Genomic DNA, 18,239 nt, shown 5'->3' on the forward strand with positions numbered 1-18,239 from the left:
TGCGGGCTTTGCGTTGAAGCATGCCCAGGCCGGCGGCGCGGCGGGCCGACGGCTCCTCCCCGGGCGGAAGCCGGACCATGAGAGCCAATCCGAGGCAGGCGATGGGCCAGGATCACCCACAGCACGACCATGCCGGACACGACCATTCGGGGCATGGCCATTCGGGGCATGACCACGCCCACCACGGCCATGGGCACGGCGCCGGGCATGCCCATCAGCACGGGCCGCGGCCGGAGGAGCGGGGCTTCGCCCTCGCCGTCTCGCTCAATCTCGGCTTCGTGCTGCTGGAGGCCGCGGCCGGCCTCTTCGCCGGCTCCATGGCGCTGCTCGCCGATGCCGGGCACAACCTTTCCGACGTGCTCGGCCTGGTGCTCGCCTGGATCGCGGCGCGGCTGACCCGGCGCCTGCCGAGCCAGCGGCGGACCTATGGCTTCCATCGCGGCACCATCCTGGCCGCGCTCGCCAATGCCATGCTGCTGCTGGTCGCGGTCGGGGCGATCGCCCTCGAATCCGTCCAGCGCCTGCTGCAGCCGGAGCCGCTGGCGACCGGCTTCATGCTCTGGGTCGCCGCCGCCGGGATCCTGGTGAATGCCGGCACGGCGCTGCTCTTCGCCCGCGGCCGGGAGGCGGATCTCAACCGCCGCGGCGCCTATCTGCACATGGTGGCGGATGCCGGCGTCTCCGCCGGGGTGGTGCTCGGCGCCCTGGTGATCCGCGCCACGGGCTGGTTCTGGGTCGATCCCCTGCTCGGCCTCGCCATCGCCGGGGTCATCCTCTGGGGGAGCTGGGGGCTGCTGCGGGAATCCGTCGACCTCGCCATGGATGCGGTGCCGGCCGGGATCGATCCCGAAGCGGTCGGCGCCTTCCTGCGGACGCAGCCCGGCGTGCGCGAGGTGCACGACCTGCATATCTGGGCGCTCTCGACCACCGAGACGGCGCTGACCGCGCATCTCGTCCGCCCTGGCCTGGCGGTGGACGATGCCTTCCTCGCCGGGCTGGGCGCGGCGCTGAAGGCGCGCTTCGGCATCGGCCACGCCACGCTGCAGGTGGAGACGGGCGACCCGGCGCATCCCTGCATCCTGGCGCCGGCGGAGACACTGTGATTCGTTGCGCCGCTGCCGTTTAACCCGCCCGCCTCAGCCGCGTTCGGCACGGAACGCCCGGGGCGCGGCTCGCGGGCCGGCAGGAGAGAATGACGATGCGGGCACTGGTCTGGCACGGCAAGCACGATATCCGATGCGACAGCGTCCCCGATCCGCGGATCGAGCAGCCGCGGGACGCCATCATCCGCGTCACAAGCTGTGCCATCTGCGGTTCCGACCTGCATCTCTACGACAACGTCATCCCCGGCATGGAACGGGGCGACATCATGGGCCACGAGACCATGGGCGTGGTCGAGGAGGTGGGGCCGGAGTGTCATGGGCTGAAGCGGGGCGACCGGGTGGTGATCCCCTTCACTATCACCTGCGGCGAGTGCGAGCAGTGCCGGCGCGGCAATTTCAGCGTCTGCGAGCGCAGCAACCGCAACAAGAGCCTCGCCGACAAGGCCTTCGGCCACACCACCGCCGGCCTGTTCGGCTACACCCATCTGACCGGCGGCTATCCCGGCGGCCAGGCGGAGTATCTCCGCGTGCCCTTCGCCGACCGCACCCATATCAAGGTGCCGGAGAGCCTGACCGACGAGCAGGTGCTGTTCCTCTCCGACATCTTCCCGACCGGCTGGCAGGCCGCGGTGCAATGCGACATCCAGCCGGAGGACACGGTGGCGATCTGGGGTTGCGGCCCGGTCGGCCAGATGGCGATCCGCAGCGCCGTGCTGCTCGGCGCGCGGCAGGTCATCGCCATCGACCGCATGCCGGAGCGGCTCTCCATGGCCCAGGCCGGCGGCGCCATCCCGATCGACTTCTCGGCCGAGAGCGTGGTCGAGCGGCTGAACGAGCTGACCCATGGCAAGGGGCCGGAGAAGTGCATCGACGCCGTCGGCATGGAGGCGCATGCGACGGCGACGCTCGATTCGATCTATGACGCGGTGAAGCAGACGGCGATGCTGGAGACCGACCGGCCGCATGTGCTGCGGGAGATGATGTATGTCTGCCGCCCGGCCGGCGTGCTCTCGGTGCCCGGCGTCTATGGCGGGGTGCTGGACAAGATCCCCTTCGGCATGGCGATGAACAAGGGCCTGACCATCCGCACCGGCCAGACCCATGTGCAGCGCTGGACCGACGACCTGCTGCGGCGGATCGAGCAGGGCCAGATCGACCCCTCCTTCGTCATCACCCATCGCATCGGGCTGGAGGAGGGGCCGGGCATGTACAAGACCTTCCGCGACAAGCAGGACAGCTGCATCAAGGTGGTGATCCGGCCATGAGCGGGCGGCGGGATGCCGGCGGGCGCGACACGACGCTCGCCGTGGTGCGGGGCCTCGGCTGGTTCAGCGTCGGCCTCGGCCTGGCGGAGCTGTTGGCGCCGCATGCCTTCACCCGCAATTTCGGGTTGCGGGGCCATGAGCGGCTGATCGAGAGCTACGGCGCGCGGGAGCTCGCGGCCGGCATCGGCATCCTCGCCAGCCGCGACCCGACGCCCTGGCTCTGGGGCCGGGTCGCCGGCGATGCGCTGGATCTCGGCACCCTCGCCACTGGCCTCGCCGGCCATAACCGTCCGCGCAGCCGGATCGGCATCGCCCTCGCGGCGGTGGCCGGGGTCACGCTGCTGGACGTGCTGTGCAGCCGGGCGATGGGCGCGCGGCGGCAGCGGGCGAAGCGGCTGGCGCGGCGCGACTACAGCGATCGCCGCGGCATGCCGCGGCCGGCGGCGCAGATGCGCGGCGCGGCGCGGGATTTCGAGGTGCCGCAGGACTTCCGCATCCCGGAACCCCTGCGCCCCTGGACCAACGCGACCCAGACTGGCGCGCCCCAGACTGACGCGCCCCAGACTGGCGCGACCTGAACCGGCCGCGCCGTCAGATCACCTGGTAGCGCGCCTTGGCCGCGCGCTCGATCGCCCCGGCGATCAGCCGGTCGAGGTCGAGGGCGATGCGGAGATCCTGCAGGAATTGCAGCTCGCCCTGCGAGGCCTCGCCATCGGCGGCGGCGACCTCGCAGGCGAGCAGATAGGCGGTTTCGCGCAGCCGCGACGGCAGGGCGTCGCAAATCAGGGTCATGGCGCGGTCGAGCCCGTCCTCGCGGTTCAGCAGGCCAAGGCAGGTCTCCGTCACGCTGGCGATGTTCGAGGGATGGAAGTCGCTGAAGACCGGCAGCTCCTGCACCAGCCGGGACATCGCCCCCACCTCGGCATCGGTCATGTTCCGGTCCGAGGCCGCCATGAGCACCATGGCGCAGACCAGCGCCTCCTGCGGGTTGAAACGGGTATTGGGCATGCGACCTCCCTTTCGGGGGCGGGCCACGGCGCCAGCGGCCCACCCGCCGCTGCTCCTCGCGCGGGACGCAGGATGCGTCAACCAAAGCTCTCGTCAGGCGGTCAGGGCGAGGCCAGGAAAGCGCGCGTCTCGGCCACCGCCTCGGCGAGGCCGATGCGCCGCACCGGCACGCCCTCCGGCAGCCCGGCCAGCAGGCGGGTGGGGCAGGAGCGGTCGAGCAGGACGAAGACGCCCCGATCATCGGCGCGGCGGATCAGCCGCCCGAAGGCCTGGCGCAGCCGGTGCCGCGCCAGCGCGTCGTCATAGGCCTTGGGCTCGCCGCCGGAGAGGTGGATGCGCCTCTCCCGGTGCAGGATGGAGGGGCGCGGCCAGGGCACCCGGTCGAAGACCAGCAGCCGCAGCGAGCGCCCGGGCACGTCGACGCCGTCCCGCATGGCATCGGTCCCCAGCAGGCAGGCATCCTCCTCGGCGCGGAAGACATCGACCAGCGTCGCGTTGTCCATGGCGTCCACATGCTGGGCGTAGAGCGGGATGCCGCGCGCCTCGAGCGCCGGGGCCATGCGGTGGAAGCTCTCGCGCAGCCGGCGGATGGCGGTGAAGAGGCCGAGCGCGCCGCCACCGGCGGCCAGGAACAGCGCCTGCATCGCCGCCGCCACCTGGCCGGAGCGGGCCTTGTCGACATCGGTGACGACGAAGGCGCGGGTGCGGGCGGCATAGTCGAAGGGCGAGGGCACGGCGGCGCGGATCGCCGGCGCCGGCAGGTGGCTCGCCCCGGTGCGCGCCTCGGCCGCCGCCCAGGCCGCCTCCGGCGACTCGGCGAGGCCGGCATCGCGCAGCGTCGCCGAGGTGACGAGCATGCCATGCGCCGGCGCCGCGACGGTCAGCGCGAAGGGCATGGTGGGGTCGAGCCAGTGGCGGTGCATGCCGGCATCCACCTCCCGCCCCTCCCGCCGGGTCAGGGCCAGCCAGTCGACGAAGGTGCGGCGCTCGCCCGGGGCCGGCGGCGGCTCGCGCAGGCTGCGCAGCATGGCCTGCCAGGCGCGCAGCGGAATCAGGGCGCGGCGCTCGATGCCCCTTGCCGCGGTCTCGATGCGGATGCGGTCGCCGGTCTCGAGCTCCTCCACCTCGTCCTCGAGCCGCGCGGCGAGCCGGTCGCGCAGCAGGACCAGCGGCTCCTCGATCCGCTTCAGCGCCCGCTCCAGCGCCTCGGCCGCGCCGGGGATGTCCTCGCCGAGTGGGTGGAGGTCGCATTCGGCATCGTAGAGCCCCTCCTCCGCCGCCGCCCGCGCCAGCACCTGCCGGCGGACGGCGCGGAGGAACTGCTCGGCGGGGTTGGCCGGCCGCTCCCGCGCCAGGGCGGGCGCCGCCTCGGCCATGTCCTCCGCGGCAACCGGCGCTGGGTCGCGCGGCGCCTCGGCGAGGCGCGCGACCCAGCCGAGGCCGGGCAGCGCCCGCGCCGCCTGCAGCGCGGCCTCCATCGGCGCCGTCAGCTCGGGGATGTCGCCGGCCAGCTCCTCGATCCGCCGCCGCAGCCCGCGCGCCCGGCTGCGCCCGCCCTCGGCGCCGAGCAGCCAGCGGCGCAGCTCGGCCGTCTCGGCGCCGGTGATGGCGGCGCTGAAGGCGGCGTCCGCGGCGTCGAACAGGTGGTGCCCCTCGTCGAAGACGTAGCGCAGCGGCCGCAGGTCCTCCCCGCCCTGGCCTTGACCCTGGCCCTGACCCTGGCTCGCCTTCTGGTCGCCGCCGCCGAGCGCCGCCTGCACCATCACCAGCGCATGGTTGGCGACGACAAGGCTGGCGGTGCGGGCGCGGCGGATGGAATGCTCGACATAGCACTGCTTGTAGCGGGAGCAGGCGGAGCGGATGCACTCGCCGCGCCGGTCGGCGAGCGGCCAGATCGCCGCCGGCCCGTGCAGCTCGGTGATCCAGCCCGGGAAGTCGCCGCCCATGAGGTCGCCGTCGCGCGTCGCCAGGGCCCAGCGGGCGACCAGGCCGAGGGGCACCGCCATGTCGGGATGCGTGGCCTGGCCCAGCATCTCCTCCATGTTGAGCAGGCAGAGATAGTTCTCCCGCCCCTTCCGCACGACGACGCGGCGGCGGCGCTCCTCCGGCTCGGGATAGAGGCGGCCGAGCTCCTGGTCGATCTGGCGCTGCAGGTTGCGGGTATAGGTGGAGATCCAGACCGGGGCGCCGTTGCGCTCGGCCCAGAGGCTCGCCGGCGCGATGTAGCCGAGCGTCTTACCGGTGCCGGTGCCGGCCTCGGCCAGCACCACATGCGGCGCGCCGCGCGCCTCCCGCGGGGCGAAGGCGCCGGCGGCGGCGGAGGCGTAGTCGCCCTGGCTCGGCCGCTGCTCCGCCCCCTCGCCGAGGATGGCGCCGAGCCGGGCGCGGGCCTCGGCGGGGGTGACGTCGAAGCTCGCGGGCGGCTGCGCCGGGCCGGGATCCTCCCAGTCCGGCAGGCGGCGCCAGACCTTGTAGGGGTCGAGCGAGGGCGCCTCATCGGGCTGGCCCAGCGCCGCCAGCACCGCCTCCGCCCAGGGCCAGCCGGCGGCCTGGCGCAGATGCGCGGCGAGGATCGCCGCGTCGCGGTTCAGCGGCAGGCCGCGGCCGGCGGCGAGGCGGCGGAGCAGCAGGGTCGCCATCTCCGGCAGCAGGGCGGCGGCCGCGGCGTCGCTCGCCGGCGCCTCGAGGTCGAGGGCCAGGGCCAGGCCGCGCGCGGTCGGCGCCGCCGGGCGTGCCGGCAGGCAGAAGGCGAAGAGCTCCAGCAGGTCGAAGCTCGCATCGAAGCGCGGCAGGTCGAGGCGGCGGGCGGTGGCGGGGCCATGCACCAGCAGGGGCGGCGCCATGCCCTGCAATGCGCGCCGCAGCTCGGCCGATGGCAGTTCGAGCAGCTCGCCATCCGGCGTCAGCAGGGTGCCGCGGCCATGCGCCGCGACCAGGGCCGGGGCGTCGGGCAGGAGCAGGCGGGGCGGTTGGGGCATCCCGCCCAGATGTAGCGGAAAAGCCGCGCCGGGTCGCCGGGCTGCGCGGCCCCGGCCGCGCCGCCCGCCGACATCGGCTTCACGGCATCAGCCACACTTGTAGCACCAGACGATGCCCTGGTCGGCGGTGCAGCTATAGGTCGTGCCATCGCTGCAGGTCTCGGTCGCGGTCTGGAAGCAGACCGGCGGGTTGGTGCTGGAGCAATGGTTGGAGATGTTCGATTGCGGGCAGCCGGGATCGCCGACCGGACCGCCGGTCTCGTTGCAGCTCGGGCCGAAGCCGGGCGGCGGCTGGCTCGAGCAGCCGAGCGTCACGACGATGTTCTCCGCGCTGAGGCACCAGTTGGTGAAGGTGGCGTCGAACTTGTTCGGCGTCGTCTCGGGGAAGACGTTCTCGATGGCGGAGAAGCAGCTGTTGTCCCAGGTGAAGTCGCCCGGATAGCTGGAGCTGAGGCCCCAGAAATAGGGATGGTCGCCGGTGCAGTAATAGGCCCAGCCCTGGGTCTCCAGGATGCCGTACGGGACCGGCGCCTGCTGCTGCGGCTCGCAATCGGGGATGTTGCCGGTGGTATAGGGGCCGCAGGGGCCGGCCATGGCGCCGGCCGGCGCCAGGAGGGCGGCGAGCAGCAGCGCGCCGAGCAGGCGCCGGGCCCGCAGGAGCATGGATCTCATCGGCTGCCTCCGCTGAAGCCGGCATGGTTCGAGGGGACGCCGCTGCGCTGCTTCATGACGGCGGTGACGCGCGGCGGGCTGGCGACGCAGCCGAGGAGGAGGGTCACCCGGCCCTGCGTCTCGCCGTTGTTGGTCGCGGCGACCTCGATCCGACCGGATGTGGCGACCGGGGCATCGGGATCGGCGCCGCGCCGCGGCTTCGGCGGCAGCGCGGTGGTGACGAGATGCTCGTGCTGCTCGGTGTCCCAGCCCGCGACATAGGGGTGGCCGGCCGGGCAGCGGGCCTGGAGGATCGTGGATTCGCCCTTGGCGATGCGGGCCTGGCGGGATTCGACGGTGACGCAATCGGCCTGGCCGAGGCAGGCCGTGCCGCGCCTCTCGAGCACGCGGCCCTCGTCATAGAGCCCCTGCGGCGAGGCCAGGGCCGGCGCGGCGGCCGCCAGGACGAGGCCGAGTGGGGCGAGGCCGCGCCATCCGCGCCAGCCTCGGGTGATGTCCGATCGGGGTCGCGTCATGGCCGCCCGTCCCTCCTTCGCTGTTCTCGTCTCGATTCCTGGGGGCCGCTCCTTGGCGGCCCTATCGCTGGCCTTGCCGGGCGGCCACCGTGGCGCCCGCCGCCTCGCCCTGGCGCTGCGCGGCGATCAGCTGGCGCAGCGTCGCCGGCTCCGCCGCGCCCGGCACCAGCGTCTCGCCGATGACGAAGGAGGGGGTCCCGTTGATGCCGAGGGCCTTGGCGAGCGCCGCGTTGCGCGCCAGCGCCGCCTCGATCTCGGGCGCGGCCATGTCGCGGACCAGCCGCACCCGGTCGAGCCCGAGGCGCTCGGCGGTGGCGAGGACGACCTCGTTGGTCAGCGGTCCCGCCGCCGCCATCAGCGCCGCGTGCAGCGACAGGTAGCGGTCCTGCCGTTGCGCGGCGAGCGCCGCCCGCGCGGCGAAGACGGAGTCCGGCCCGAGGACCGGAAGCTGCTTGTGCACGAGGCGCAGCCCGCGATCCTCGGCGAGCAGCGCCTCCACCCCGGGGCTGACCTTCTTGCAGTAGGCGCAGCGGTAGTCGAAGAACTCGACCAGGGTCACGTCGCCCTGCGGGTTGCCGGCGACCGGCGCCGCCGCATCGGCGACGAGCTCCTCCCGGCGCTCGCCCAGCATGCGCCGCGCCGCGGCCTGGGCCTGGCTCCGCATCGCCGCCTGCGCCCGCTGCATCGCCTCGACCAGCGCCTCGGGATGGTCGAGGAAATAGGTCTGGATCAGCGCCTGGACCGCCTGGGTCTGCGCCGCGGTGAGCGGCGGCGGCTCGGCGGCGAGGCCGGTCGGCAGCAGGGCGAGGCCGAGCAGCAGCGCGGCGCCGCGCCCGGCCCGGCCTGTCGGGTGGTTCTGGCGGCGGGCGATGGGCATGGCGGCTTGCCTCCGGTCCTCGGGCATGGCGGCGGGACGTGGTTCTCGCGACATGGGCCCGCGGCCCGATTGAGCGCGGCCGGTCGCCTCGGGGACAAGCCGCGGCGGCTGGAATTCCAGGAGCTTCCAAGCGTGGCGGCGGGAAAGAATTCGGCGGGACGATTCCGTACTTATCGACAATACTCAGGCGTGGTAGCGTGTACTTCGCTGATTCGGCTTGATTTTATTTTCTTTATTCAACTCGCAAGCAACAGCGCAGGTATTGCTCAGGGAGAATCATGCCGAGGACTATACCTCCAGGGCCCAGGGACATCGCGGCGAAGCTGCGCCTGACCGCCGCCCTGCTCGGCCATGCCAGCCAGAAGGAGCTCTGCGCCGCCTTCCGGCGCGTGAACCCGCGCACCGCCTTCGACCTCGACCGCTCCTACAAATGGATCCAGGGCCGCTCGCTGCCGCGCAGCCCGGCGGTCTACGAGGATTGGGCGCAGCTCCTCGGCCTCGACCGCTCCGGCAGCTGGATCGCCGCCGCGCCGCTCGAGGCCTTCCTCGACCTCCTCTGCCGCGACGGGCGCGCGAACCAACCAGAGCTGCTGCGTCGCGCCGGGCTGGAGCTGCGGCCGACCGGACAGGCGGGCGGGGCGGCGACGGCGGAGCACCTGCTCTGCGCCGCCTATGCCGGCTATTCCCCGGCGCAGTCGCCCTATTACCGCGGCCGGCTGATCCGCAGCACCCTGGCGATCGAGGCCGGCCCGCCGGCGGGCGGCAGGCTGGTCGCGCGGTATTCCCAGGCGCTGCCGCATGGCCAGGGATCGGTCGCCGGGCCGGTGCTGGCGGCCGGGCAGGCGCTGGCCCTGCATCTGGCCGGGGGCCAGGCCGGGGAGCCGCCGGTCAGCTTCCACCTGCACCGGCCAGCGCCGCCGGCGAGCCTGCTGGCGGGCATCATGTGCAGCTGCGTGATGCTGCATCCCGGCGGGCAGCCGCCCTATGCGACCCGCGTCGCGCTGATCCGCGTGCCGCGGCCGGCGGCGCTGGTCGAGGCCTCGAACCGCTACATGGAGCCCGGGCCGATGGCCGTCGCCGGCGACCTCGCCGCGCTCGGCCTGGCGGTGGCGGAGCCGGAGGCGCTGGAAGCGCGGCTCGCGCGCTTCCTTCGCCCGGAAGGCGCGGGCTGGGCCGGCGCGGACCAGGTGCCGATGGCGGACCACATCGCCCTCGGCACCATCTGCGACCGCATCTGGCTCGACACGCTGCAGGCGAAGCCGGCGGCCGCCGAGTAGCGCCGCCGGCCAGCCAGGGTCAGTGGTAGACGAATTCCGCGCCGTCGAGGTCGATCGCCGGGAACTCGTCCTTCTCCTGCCAGTAATCCTGGGTGTGCTGCCATTCCCGCTTCTCGCCGCGCTTCGGCAGCAGGTGCATCCCCCGCATCAGGTAGCCCGGATTGAAATTCTCCGGGTCGATCCAGGGCAGGATCGCCATGTCGCGGTCCTCGGGCCGGAGTGCCACCTCGACGCGCCGGGCGCCCTTCTCCTTCATGTGCTTCAGCAGGCGGCAGACGAAGTCGCCGACCAGATCCGCCCGCAAGGTCCAGCTCGCCCGGAAATAGCCGAAGACCCAGCAGAGGTTCGGCACGCCGGTGAACATCATGCCGCGATAGGTGACGGTGTCGTGGAAGGCGAGCGGCTTGCCGTCGATGGCGAAGTCGATGTCGCCGAGGACGTTGAGGTTGAAGCCCGTGGCGGTGACGATGAGGTCCGCCTCGAGATGCCTGCCGGATTTGAGCTGGATGCCGGTCTCGTCGAAATGCTCGATCTCGTCGGTGACGACGGAGGCGTTCCCCTTGGCCACCGCCTGGAACAGGTCGGCATCCGGGACGAAGGCGATGCGCTGCCGCCAGGGCCGGTAGCTCGGGGTGAAATGGGTGTCGAGGTCGTAGTCGGGGCCGAGGATGCTGCGCAGGTTCGCCAGCATCTCCTCCTTCACCCGCTCCGGTTCGGCGAAGCAGCGATCAGTGAACTTCGCCTGCTCCAACAGGATCTTGCGACGGACGATCTCGTGGATCCAGGTCTCGTCCACCTGCAGGGCGCGCAGCTCCTCGGCGATCTCGATGGCGTTGCGGCCGGTGCGGAAATAGGTCGGCGAGCGCTGCAGCATGGTGACATGCGCCGCTTCCGGCATGTTCGGCACGATGGTCGCGGCCGTCGCGCCCGAGCCGATGACGATGACGCGCTTGCCGGCATAGTCCAGCCCCTCGGGCCAGGCCTCGGGATGGACGATGGTGCCGCGGAAGCGGTCCATGCCGGCCCATTGCGGCGTGTAGCCCTCGGAATGACGGTAGTAGCCCTGGCACATCCAGAGGAAATTGGCGCTGATGACCACCGGCGCGCCGGTATCGGTGCGCGTCGCCTCGATGGTCCAGCGGTTCTCGGCGCTCGACCAGCTCGCGCTGCTGATGCGGTGGTTGTAGCGGATGTGGCGGCCGAGGTCGTTCTCCTCGATCACCTCGCCCATGTACTTGCGGATCTCCTCGGCGGTCGCGATCGGCGTGCCGGTCCAGGGCTTGAAGCGGTAGCCGAAGGTGTGCAGGTCGCTGTCGGAGCGGATGCCGGGATATTTGTGCGTCCACCAGGTGCCGCCATAGGTGGGCTCGGCCTCGAGCACCACGAAGCTGGTCTCCGGCGATTGGGTGGCCAGGTGGTAGGCCCCACCCACCCCGGAGATGCCGGCCCCGACGATCAGCACGTCGACATGCTCGGCCTGGCCGGGGTCGGACCTGCTGAGGGTTGCTGCCTCGGACATGGATTATCGTCTCCTGGACATTCTCGTCGCGGCCGCCGGCCGCCGGCCCGGCAGTTTGCACCGTGCTGCGGCGCGACGGAATATCGGAGAGGCGGCCTGCCCCTGGGCGAAGGAGGGCCGGCGCGGCGGCAGGGGGAGGAGAGGGCGATGGAGCGGCGCGGCATCCTGATCCTGGCGGCCGGGCTGGGCCTCGCCCCTGGTCTCGCCCCTGGCGCGGGCGCGCAGACGGCGGCGCTCCGCGGCAGCGCCACCTATCTCGAGCGGATGGCGCTGCCCCCCGGGGCGGTGCTGGAGGTGGCGCTGCTCGACATCTCCCGCGCCGATGCCGCGGCCGAGGCCATCGCCACCGTGCGGATCCCGATCACCGGCTCGGTGCCGGTCGGCTTTGTCCTGCCCTATGACCCGGCCCGCATCCTGCCGCGCCACCGCTACGCGCTGCGGGCCACCATCAGCCTGGAGGGACAGACCCTGTTCCGGACCGGGGGGACCCAGGCGGTGACGCTGCCGGGCCCGGACGCGCCGGTGGAGCTGCGCCTGCGCCGGGCCGCCGGCGGCGAGGCGGCGCCCGGCCTCGTCGGCCCGGACTGGGTGGTGGCGGAGATCGAGGGCCGGCCGGTGCCGCCGCAGCCCGCTGCCCGGCTGCACTTCACCGCCGAGGGCCGGGTGGCCGGGATCGCCGGCTGCAACCGGATCGCCGGCGGCTACCGGCTGGCGGGGCAGTCGATCACCTTCGATGGCCTCGCCTCCACCATGATGGCCTGCCTGCCGCCCCTCGGTGAGCAGGAGGAGCGCTTCAAGCACGCCCTCGGCGCGGTGCGGCGCTGGCGGCCTGACCCGGCGGGGCCGCTGCTGCTGGATGCCGGGAACCGGGTGCTGATCCGCCTGGCCAGGCCATAGGGGCCGGCCCCCAAGGGCGGTCAGCGGTTCGATCAGCGCGCCGTCTCGGCCGGCAGGTTGAAGGCCTCCGGATAGCCGAAGAGGCCGGCCTGGCCGCCGGTATGGAGGAAGACGACATTCTCCTCCTTGCCGAACCGCCCCTTGCGGATCAGGTCGATCAGCCCGGCCATGCCCTTCCCGGAATAGACCGGGTCGAGCAGGATGCCCTCCTGCTCGGCGACCAGCCGCAGCGCCGCGACCATGCCCTCGGTCGGGATGCCGTAGCCCTGGCCGACATAGTCGCAATTGGCGACCACATGCTCCGGCCGCAGCAGCGCCGGCAGGCCGAGATGCGCCAGGGTCCGCTCGGCGAGCGCCAGGACATTCGCCTCCTGCTTCGCCTTCGGGGCGCGGACGCCGATGCCGAGCACCGGGATGCCGCTGTTCAGCGCCACGAGGCCGGCCACCAGCCCGGCCTGGGTGCCGGCGCTGCCGGTGGCATGCACCACATGGTCGATCCGCAGCCCCATGTCGGAGGCCTGGGTCACCAGCTCCTGCGCCGCGTTGACATAGCCGAGGGCGCCGATGGGGTTGGAGCCGCCGCCCGGGATGACATAGGGGCGGCGCCCCTCGGCCCGCATCGCCTCGGCCACCGCCTCCATCTCCGCCTGCATGTCGGCGCCGCCGGGGCGGCGGGAGACGCTGGCGCCGTGCAGCTTGTCCATCAGCACGTTGCCGGAGGCGCTGTAGGCGGCATCGGCATAGCCGGTGCGGTCCTCGAGCAGGATGTGGCAGGCGAGGCCGAGCCTGGCCGCCGCCGCCGCCGTCTGCCGGGCGTGGTTCGACTGCGTCGCGCCCTGGGTGATGACGGTGTCGGCGCCCTGGGCGAGCGCGTCGGCCATCAGGAATTCCAGCTTGCGGGTCTTGTTGCCGCCGGTGGAGAGGCCGGTGCAGTCGTCCCGCTTGATCCAGAGCCTGGGTCCGCCCTTGGGTCCGCCGAGATGGCGCGAGAGGCGCTCCATGGGCTCGAGCGGCGTCGGCAGGTGGCCGAGGCGGATGCGCGGGAAGCGGGCGAGGTTCATGGCGGCGTGGTCCCCCGTGGCCGTTGGACGGCGGCGGAGGCTACAGCGGATCCCGCCCAGGGGAAATCACCCCCTTCGGGCGAAGTTGCTCTGAAAACAACAGGCTATCAGCCAGGCACGCGGCCGGCCGGGCTCCCCGCGAAGACACGGCGCCTCTCCGCGGAGAGGCGGAATCAGCCGATCTTCATCCGCTCGGCGATCTGCACGGCGTTCAGCGCCGCGCCCTTCAGCAGCTGGTCGCCGCAGAGGAAGAGGTCGAGGCCATGGTCGCCGAAGACCGGGTTGGCGCGGATGCGGCCGGCCTCGACATCGTCCTGGCCGGTCGCGGTCAGCGGCATCGGGTAGCGCTGCTGCGCCGGGTCGTCCACGACCTTCACGCCGGCGGCCCGGGCCAGCACCGCGCGCGCCGCCTCCGACGTCACCGGCCGCTCGGTCTCGATCGTCACCGCCTCGGCATGCACCCGGAAGGTCGGGATGCGGACCGCGGTGCAGGAGACGGGAAGATCGGGCAGGCCCATGATCTTCCGGCTCTCCCAGGCGACCTTCATCTCCTCGCGCGTGTAGCCATTGGGCTGGAAGCTGTCGATCTGCGGGATGACGTTGAAGGGCAGCGGATGGGCGAAGACCGCGTGGCCCGGCTTGCCGCCCTCGAGCAGCACGCGGCGGCTCTCCTGCTCCAGCTCGGCCATGCCCTCGGCGCCGGCGCCGCTCGCCGCCTGGTAGGTGGAGACGATCACCCGCTTCAGGCCGAAGGCCTGGCGCAGCGGCTCCAGCGCGACGACCAGGATGGCCGTGGTGCAGTTCGGGTTGGCGATCAGCTTGTGGCCGCCGATCGCCGCCGCGTTCACCTCCGGCACCACCAGGGGCACGTCGGGCTCGAGCCGGAGGGCGGAGGAGTTGTCCACCACCGCCACGCCCTCGGCGGCGAGCGCCCGGGCATGCGCCTTGGCGAAGTCGCCCGAGACGGCGAGCAAAGCGAGGTCCAGCCCCTTCGCCGCGGCCGGGGTGAATTCCTCGATCGCCACCTCGCCCCAGGGGGTCTGCTGCCTGGTGCCGGCGCTGCGGGCGGAAGCGAACAGCTTCAGGGTGGTGACCGGGAAGCGCCGCTTGCCCAGAACCTCCACCAGTTCCTTCCCGACCGCGCCCGTGGCACCGATCACGCCGACCCGCATGGCACCCTTTCCTTCATGGGGGAGCAGGGCGTGTAGCGCGATGCGGCCCTCCCCGCCACCGCCGCGATGCGATGGCTGCCCCGACCTGGCGGTTGGCCTGCCCTGGCCGGAACGGCGTCGCCGGCGGCCGGCGGCGCGACCAACCGGACGCAACCGCGTTGACCCCGCCGCCTGCCCCTGCCATCTGCCCCGGCATGACCGCCGATCCATCCCTCCGCAGCGTCAAGGCCTGGCCCTTCGAGGAGGCCGCCAAGGTTGCCGACCGCCTGGCCGCCTCGCCCAAGGCCGGGGGAGACCAGGGGGGCGCCCAAGGGGGTGCGCTGTTCGAGACCGGCTATGGCCCCTCGGGCCTGCCGCATATCGGCACCTTCGGCGAGGTGGCGCGCACCACCTGGGTGCGCCGCGCCTTCGAGCGGATGACCGGCCTGCCCTCGCGGCTGATCGCCTTCTCGGACGACATGGACGGGCTGCGGAAGGTCCCGGACAACGTGCCGAACAAGGCGATGCTGGCGCAGCACCTGGGCAAGCCGCTCACCGCCGTCCCCGATCCCTTCGGGACGCATGACAGCTTCGGCGCCCACAACAACGCAAGGTTGCAGGCCTTCCTCGACACCTTCGGGTTCGAGTATGAATTCGCCTCCTCCACCGATTATTATCGGGACGGCCGCTTCGATGCGGCGCTGCTGCGCATGGCGGAGCGGCACGAGGCGGTGCGGAAGGTGATCCTGCCGACCCTCGGCCCGGAACGCCGGGCCACCTACTCGCCTTTCCTGCCCATCCATCCGGAGACGGGCGTGGTCATGCAGGTGCCGATGGAAGAGGTGCGGCCGGCGGAGGACCTGCTGGTCTGGACCGATCCGGCCACGGGGCGGCGGCACGGCACGCGCATCACCGGCGGCCATTGCAAGGCGCAGTGGAAGGCCGACTGGGCGCTGCGCTGGACCGCGCTCGGCGTCGATTACGAGATGTCGGGCAAGGACCTGATCGATTCCGTCCGGCTCTCCGGCCAGATCTGCCGCATCCTCGGCGGCACCCCGCCGGTCGGCTTCACCTACGAGCTCTTCCTCGACGAGCACGGGCAGAAGATCAGCAAGTCCAAGGGCAACGGGCTGACCATCGAGGAATGGCTGCGCTACGCCCCACCCGAGAGCCTGGCGCAGTTCATGTACCAGGCGCCGCAGCGGGCGAAGCGGCTGTTCTTCGACGTCATCCCCCGCGCCGTCGACGAGTACCTGGCGAATCTCGAGAAGCTGCGGGCGCAGCCCGAGCCGACCAACCCGGCCTTCCACATCCACAACGGCAGCAGCAACGATCCCGGCTCGCCCATCTCCTTCGCCATGCTGCTCAACCTCGCCAGCGTGGTGAATGCCGAGGGACCGGAGATCCTCTGGGGCTTCATCCGCCGCTACGCCCCGGGGGTGACGCCGGAGAGCCACCCGATGCTGGCGCGCATGGCGGAATATGCCGTCGCCTATTACCGCGATTTCGTCGCCCCGGCGAAGACCTTCCGCGCCCCGAGTGAGACCGAGCGGGCGGCGCTTGAGGACCTGCTGCAGGTGCTGCGCAGCCTGCCCGCCGACAGCGATGCCGAGGCGATCCAGGCGCTGCTCTACGAGGTCGGCAAGCGGCATCCCTTCGCCAGCCTGCGCGACTGGTTCTCCTGCCTCTACCAGCTGCTGCTCGGGCAGCAGGAGGGGCCGCGCTTCGGCGGCTTCGTCGCGCTCTACGGCATCCCCGGCACCGTCGGGCTGATCGAAAGCGCGCTGGGCCGCGAGGCCTCGGCGGCGTGAGCCTCCTACGGACAGCCATGGCCGCCCGGCGCGGCGCGGGCAGGGCATGAGCCCGCGCCTCGCCTGGCTGCGGCGCAACGGCCCCGCCGTCTTCGGCGTGCTGCTGCTGATCGGCGCCATCTATGTCGTGCAGCGTGAGTTCCGCACGCTCTCGGTCGCCGATATCCGCCAGGCCATGGCGGCCATCCCGCCGATCACGCTGTGGAAGGCGGCGGGCTGGACGGTGCTCGCCTATCTCGTGCTGGCCGTCTACGACAAGCTCGGCTCGCTCTATGCCGGGCGGCCGGTCTCCTGGCCGAAGAGCTTCCTCGCCTCCTTCTGCGGCTACAGCCTGGCGCACAATCTCGGCTTCGCCGCCGTCTCCGGCGCCGCAGTGCGCTACCGGCTGTATTCCGCCTGGGGGCTGACGCCGCTCGAGATCGCCAAGGTGGTCGGCTTCACCAGCCTCACCTTCGGCCTCGGCGGCATGGCGCTCGGCGGGCTGGTGCTGGTGCTGGAGCCGGAGGTGGTGCCCTGGCTCGGCAGCCACATGCCGCGCTGGGCGCTGCAGGCCATCGCCGTGCCGCTCTGGCTCATCGTCGGCACCTATGTCGTGCTGAGCCGCTTCAAGCAGCATATCCGCCTCTTCGGGCACCAGCTCGACCTGCCGGGCCCGCGCATGGCGCTGATGCAGACGGCGCTCGCCACCGTCGATGTCGCGGTGACGGCGGCGATCTTCTACACGCTGCTGCCGGCGGCGGAGGGGCTGACCTTCCTCCGCTTCGTCGGCATCTACCTCGCCGCCTACGCCGCCGGCATCGCCGCGCATGTGCCGGGCGGGCTCGGCGTCTTCGACGGCGCCATCCTGATCGGGCTGCAGCCCTATATGCCGGCGCCCGAGGTGATCGGCGCGCTGCTGGTCTTCCGGCTCTACTACTACATCATCCCGCTCTTCATCTCCGGCACGCTCTTCGTCGGCTTCGAGTTCGGCCAGCGGCGGGCGGTGCTGGACCGGGTGACGGCGCTCGGCCGCGGCAGCGAGACGCTGGAGGTGCCGGCCATCGCCTCCCTCGTCGCCCTGGCCGGGGCGCTGCTGATCTTCCTCGGGGCGCTGCCGACCAAGGGCACGATCATCGAGGAATGGGCCGGGCATGCGGCGGCGCTGGCCTCGCATTTCGCCGCCTCGGTGGTCGGCTCGCTGCTGCTGGTGATGGCCTATGGGCTGCTGCGGCGGCTGACCATCGCCTGGGGCTTCACCCTCTTCCTGCTGGCGAACGGCGCGGCCATCGCCTGGGTGCGGGGCGAGGCCTGGTGGCTCTGGGGCGCCTTCCTGCTGCTCGGGGTGCTGGTCGCCAGCCTGCGCGCCGCCTTCTACCGCGACAGCCGGCTGGTGCGGGAGCCGCTCTCCTCCGAGGCGCTGGTGCCGCTCATGGCGGTCGCGGCCTGCGGCATCACCCTGGCGCTGGTCGCCTATGGCGGGCGGGTCTCCGAAGCCTCCTGGTGGGGGGTGGTGTTCAGCGAGCTGGCGCCGGACAGCCTGCGCTTCACCGTCGGCCTCACCGGCGTGCTGCTGCTGGTCGGCATGGTGCGGCTGCTGCGGCCGGCGCGGCTGCAGCCCCTGCCCTGGGACGCGGCGATCCGGGCCCGGCTGACGGCGCTGGGCGCCCTGGCGCCGAGCGAGGCGGATGGCGCCATCCTCGGCGAGAATGAGCGAGCCGGCTTCGCCTTCCTCCGGCGCGAGGGCGTCTGGCTGGCGCTCGGCGACCCGGGCGGGGAGCGGCGGGACGCCATCTCGGCCATCTGGCGCTTCCGCGACATGTGCGAGCGCGCCGGGGTCGATCCGGCCTTCTGGCGGGTGGGGCGGGAGTACCTGCGCGTCTATGCCGATATCGGCCTGCATGCGGTGCCGCTGCAGCCGCGCGAGGGCGAGGCCGCCTGCTACCTGGCGTTGCGGGCGGAGCGGGATCTCGAGAGCTTGCGGCCGCTGCTGCCGCCGGAGATGCGGCGGGCGACGGAGGCGGAGCTGGCGCGCAGCCGGGCGGCCTGAGCTTTCCCCACGACGTCGCTGCGCGCCGCCGTGGGGGCCCCGGGATTCGCCTCGGGCCCAAGATGCGTCACAGCCTGCC

15 protein-coding genes are annotated in these 18,239 nt (G+C 72.5%); 7 read left to right on the plus strand and 8 right to left on the minus strand.

From position 1 onward, the window contains the following. The first annotated feature begins 77 nt into the window (after positions 1–77). From HJG45_RS13110 to HJG45_RS13120, 3 genes are all read left to right on the plus strand, one after another. Positions 78–1,103 carry a cation diffusion facilitator family transporter gene (locus HJG45_RS13110; protein WP_254452498.1) on the plus strand — a complete coding sequence of 342 codons (1,026 nt, stop codon included), beginning with the start codon at positions 78–80 and terminating at the stop codon, positions 1,101–1,103. A gap of 95 nt (positions 1,104–1,198) precedes the next feature. Then, positions 1,199–2,368, plus strand: coding sequence for a zinc-dependent alcohol dehydrogenase (locus HJG45_RS13115; RefSeq protein WP_171612574.1), 1,170 nt, complete (start codon positions 1,199–1,201; stop codon positions 2,366–2,368). Further along, positions 2,365–2,946, plus strand: coding sequence for a cyclase dehydrase (locus HJG45_RS13120; protein ID WP_171612575.1), 582 nt, complete (start codon positions 2,365–2,367; stop codon positions 2,944–2,946). Before HJG45_RS13115 ends, HJG45_RS13120 begins: the two co-directional genes overlap by 4 nt. 13 nt (positions 2,947–2,959) lie before the next feature. Here HJG45_RS13120 and HJG45_RS13125 read toward each other — a convergent pair whose 3' ends face one another. The 5 genes from HJG45_RS13125 to HJG45_RS13145 form a co-directional block, all read right to left on the minus strand. Beyond that, positions 2,960–3,376 carry a tellurite resistance TerB family protein gene (locus HJG45_RS13125; RefSeq protein WP_171612576.1) on the minus strand — a complete coding sequence of 139 codons (417 nt, stop codon included), beginning with the start codon at positions 3,374–3,376 and terminating at the stop codon, positions 2,960–2,962. A gap of 101 nt (positions 3,377–3,477) precedes the next feature. Next, complete coding sequence (locus HJG45_RS13130; protein ID WP_171612577.1) at positions 3,478–6,354, minus strand: ATP-dependent DNA helicase; 2,877 nt, start codon at positions 6,352–6,354, stop codon at positions 3,478–3,480. Positions 6,355–6,441: 87 nt separating this feature from the next. Beyond that, positions 6,442–7,026, minus strand: a complete 585-nt coding sequence (locus HJG45_RS13135; protein ID WP_171612578.1) for a hypothetical protein — start codon at positions 7,024–7,026, stop codon at positions 6,442–6,444. Further along, positions 7,023–7,541: a hypothetical protein gene (locus HJG45_RS13140; protein ID WP_171612579.1), complete on the minus strand. Its 519-nt coding sequence runs from the start codon at positions 7,539–7,541 to the stop codon at positions 7,023–7,025. Before HJG45_RS13140 ends, HJG45_RS13135 begins: the two co-directional genes overlap by 4 nt. Before the next feature lie 61 nt (positions 7,542–7,602). Then, positions 7,603–8,418 (minus strand): DsbA family protein, encoded by an 816-nt coding sequence (locus tag HJG45_RS13145; RefSeq protein ID WP_171612580.1) that lies wholly within the window; start codon positions 8,416–8,418, stop codon positions 7,603–7,605. A 278-nt stretch (positions 8,419–8,696) separates the two neighbouring features. Between HJG45_RS13145 and HJG45_RS13150 the strand changes: the two genes are divergently transcribed. Continuing rightward, on the plus strand, positions 8,697–9,695 hold the full coding sequence (locus HJG45_RS13150; RefSeq protein WP_171612581.1) for a hypothetical protein: 999 nt from the start codon (positions 8,697–8,699) through the stop codon (positions 9,693–9,695). A 19-nt stretch (positions 9,696–9,714) separates the two neighbouring features. Here HJG45_RS13150 and HJG45_RS13155 read toward each other — a convergent pair whose 3' ends face one another. Continuing rightward, positions 9,715–11,214, minus strand: coding sequence for an NAD(P)/FAD-dependent oxidoreductase (locus HJG45_RS13155; protein ID WP_171612582.1), 1,500 nt, complete (start codon positions 11,212–11,214; stop codon positions 9,715–9,717). 147 nt (positions 11,215–11,361) lie between these two features. Here HJG45_RS13155 and HJG45_RS13160 point away from each other — a divergent pair, with 147 nt between their 5' ends. Continuing rightward, the gene (locus HJG45_RS13160) at positions 11,362–12,111 is read left to right on the plus strand and encodes a YbaY family lipoprotein (RefSeq protein WP_171612583.1); all 750 of its coding nucleotides are present in this window, start codon (positions 11,362–11,364) and stop codon (positions 12,109–12,111) included. A 32-nt stretch (positions 12,112–12,143) separates the two neighbouring features. Here the strand turns inward: HJG45_RS13160 and HJG45_RS13165 are convergent, their stop codons facing one another. After that, a complete protein-coding gene (locus HJG45_RS13165; protein ID WP_171612584.1) occupies positions 12,144–13,172 on the minus strand; it encodes a D-cysteine desulfhydrase in 1,029 nt (342 codons plus the stop codon). 173 nt (positions 13,173–13,345) lie between these two features. Further along, positions 13,346–14,344, minus strand: coding sequence for an aspartate-semialdehyde dehydrogenase (locus tag HJG45_RS13170; protein ID WP_171612585.1), 999 nt, complete (start codon positions 14,342–14,344; stop codon positions 13,346–13,348). 194 nt (positions 14,345–14,538) lie between these two features. On the opposite strand from HJG45_RS13170, the gene HJG45_RS13175 reads away from it, so the two are divergent. After that, positions 14,539–16,134, plus strand: a complete 1,596-nt coding sequence (locus tag HJG45_RS13175; RefSeq protein WP_171612586.1) for a lysine--tRNA ligase — start codon at positions 14,539–14,541, stop codon at positions 16,132–16,134. A 46-nt stretch (positions 16,135–16,180) separates the two neighbouring features. Then, on the plus strand, positions 16,181–18,160 hold the full coding sequence (locus HJG45_RS13180; RefSeq protein ID WP_171612587.1) for a lysylphosphatidylglycerol synthase domain-containing protein: 1,980 nt from the start codon (positions 16,181–16,183) through the stop codon (positions 18,158–18,160). Positions 18,161–18,239: the final 79 nt, after the last annotated feature.

It is taken from the genome of Roseicella sp. DB1501 (assembly GCF_013112485.1).
Taxonomy (GTDB): domain Bacteria; phylum Pseudomonadota; class Alphaproteobacteria; order Acetobacterales; family Acetobacteraceae; genus Paracraurococcus.